General features: G+C 34.2%; 3 protein-coding genes. All 3 read left to right on the forward strand.

Features of this window, described 5'->3' with window-relative positions; all coding sequences use genetic code 11:
- Positions 1-452: 452 nt before the first annotated feature.
- The gene (locus H4J39_RS00920) at positions 453-776 is read left to right on the forward strand and encodes a hypothetical protein (RefSeq protein ID WP_182225577.1); all 324 of its coding nucleotides are present in this window, start codon (positions 453-455) and stop codon (positions 774-776) included.
- Between the two features lie 124 nt (positions 777-900).
- Positions 901-1,284 (forward strand): ribonuclease E inhibitor RraB, encoded by a 384-nt coding sequence (locus H4J39_RS00925; protein WP_182225578.1) that lies wholly within the window; start codon positions 901-903, stop codon positions 1,282-1,284.
- 601 nt (positions 1,285-1,885) lie between these two features.
- Positions 1,886-2,131 carry a DUF6868 family protein gene (locus H4J39_RS00930; RefSeq protein ID WP_182225579.1) on the forward strand — a complete coding sequence of 82 codons (246 nt, stop codon included), beginning with the start codon at positions 1,886-1,888 and terminating at the stop codon, positions 2,129-2,131.
- The last annotated feature ends 393 nt before the right edge of the window (positions 2,132-2,524 follow it).

Consider the following 2,524-nt stretch of genomic DNA (forward strand, 5'->3'; position numbering starts at 1 on the left):
AGGACAAATAACAGCTGGCTATTTGCTCCTTCGTCGCTTATTTTAGCCAACTATTATTTGCCTCTTAATGGGGCGTTATGCGGCATTGCGAATTCGATTAAATGTAATTGTGGTAGTTGCCTTTTCTTTATCCTAGTTATTTACGCGTAATTAAATCTATTTCAGTTTTTGGTTAAATAGTTTTTCGCCAAAGCAGGTAAGTGGTAAATTCACTTTTGATTAGTGGCTCAAAATTCGCGGTTTATTGTGTCGCAATGCTGTGAGTTTTTTAATGTGCATTTTATGTCGCTAATATTTATATAAATTGTGCGGTTTGTGGTAATGTAAAAGTTGCATAACAAGGCATTAAAACGGACAAAAAACAGTTGGCTGTTTCACTCCGTTCACATTTTAGCCAACAATTTTTTGCCGCTTAATGGGGCGTTAGGTGTAATCCAACTATCGGAGTTTTTATGTCCCCAAAGAGTCAACAATGCCTTAATATTCTTATTAGTATATCCAAGAATAAATCAACAATAACTTATGGTGATCTTGCTAAACAAATAGGTGTTGCAGCACAAGGAATTGGTCGTTTTTTAAATGAAATTTATGATGATATTACTATAAATCAACAACTCCCAGATATAACTCTTCTCGCTGTGTATTCCAAAAAAACATATGGCTTATATAATTCAGCGGGGAGAACAGCTCAAAGTATTGTTTTCGATCCAAATGATCCGGTACAAATGGCGCAGTATTTAAGTGATCGACAAAAAGTTTATGCTCAATGGCCATAACAAATTACTCCTAACAAGGGTTTTCAAGTCGGACAAATTACAGTTGGCTTTTTGTTCGTGCCTCTCTTATTTTAGCCAACTGCAATTTGCCGCTTAAAACGGCGTTATATTACAAGGAGAGTTCGTGCGTAAATTTACTATATTATTATTTATATTCTTAGTTGGTGGTTGTGCCACTAAAGTTAAAGATTACTCAGAGGCTGATAGCGGTTTAATCGCGGCTTTAGTAAGCAGAGGCTCTGATGTAAATAAAGAACACTTAGTGAGCTTTATCATTGATTGTTCAAGCAAACAGCAAGTAAATAATATTGTATCCGGTGCCGTTCAAGTTGGTTTTGAAGATGATTACATATCATATTCAGAAAAACGAAAAGTTTGGTCTACTAGTCTTATAAAATCTCTAAAATTAAATTTAGAGCAAATATCAATTAACAGAGCCAAATTAACTCCATTAATGCCAGCCAACGGTTGTAAGCCTATTGGTTGGGGAGCTTCCGTGGAGTTGTAATATAACAAGCCATTCAACAAGGACAAAAAACAGTTGGCTTTTGCTCCTTCGTCGCTATTTTAACCAACTATTATTTGCCCGTTAATGGGGCGTTATGTGGTAAGACGATGTTTCTAGATTTAGCGATAACAATTAGCATTGCAACGCCAATAGTTTTTGTGTTTATGGTGTTATACATTCAGGCATTGCTTGGCATTGCTTGGCATTGCTTGGCGTAGCTAGATATTTTAATGGCATTTTAAAATTCCTATTGTCGATGGTTTTTTACATTATATTTGCAGTTGTTATTGTCGCACCTTTAGTGTTTTTAATTGATAATATTCGCATTTAACTTAATGAATCAACTTGGTATTTACTATTAATTATTTTTGCTTATGGAATTATCGTTGCACCATCATTTATTTATCTAAAAAATAAAAAGCTCGATGTGTTACAAAAGGCAGGGTATTTTTTGCCAAGGTAGAGTTACCACATAACAAGAATTTCAAGAGGGACAAAATACAGTTGGCTGTTTTGTTCACTCCGTTCACTTATTTTAGCCAACTATATTTTGCCCCTTAAATGGGCGTTATGCAGAACCAATATTACGGAGATATAATCAATGATTGGCGTAAATGAACTTACTACTTTTTTCGGTTGGTGTACTGTAATAAATCTTGGTGTTTATTTGTTTTCAGCTTTCTTTATTATCGTATTTAAAAGTTTTACGATTAATATCCACAGCAAAATTGTAGGCGTTGAGGCTTCTGAGTTACCAAATATGTATTTTAAGTTTTTGGGTAATTATAAAATAGGCATATTACTTTTAAACTTATCACCGTATATTGCATTAAAATTAATGGCTTAGTGTAAAGTTCAGCATAACAAGCCATTCAAGCAGGACAAATAACAGCTGGCTATTTGCTCCTTCGTCACTTATTTTAGCCAACTATCATTTGCCTCTTAATGGGGCGTTAGCAGGCACCACTTATTCTTATTTAAAAGTGCTTGGTTAATTTTATTTCTCACATCAAAGGATTGGTGCTTTTCTCTTTTTCTTCCTTTCTTGTGGCAACGATTAGTTTTTAAATTGATTGGTAAACATTCTATGTTATTGTTTATCAATTAAAGTTTAGTGGCGAAGTGGTGCGGTGTTTATTGTTTCTCACTTCCATCAATTAACTATTTATGTGTATGTTGGTTTAAGTGTTCTTAATTAACGCTTCTGCTAACAAGCAATTCAAACGGACAAATAACAGTT

This window comes from Colwellia sp. Bg11-12 (assembly GCF_014076955.1).
Taxonomy (GTDB): Bacteria; Pseudomonadota; Gammaproteobacteria; order Enterobacterales; family Alteromonadaceae; genus Colwellia_A.

Bases quoted from the DNA above. Each gene is read 5' to 3' on its own strand.
- H4J39_RS00920 (WP_182225577.1), top strand. From the start codon at position 453: ATGTCCCCAAAGAGTCAACAATGCCTTAATATTCTTATTAGTATATCC.
- H4J39_RS00930 (WP_182225579.1), top strand. From the start codon at position 1,886: ATGATTGGCGTAAATGAACTTACTACTTTTTTCGGTTGGTGTACTGTA.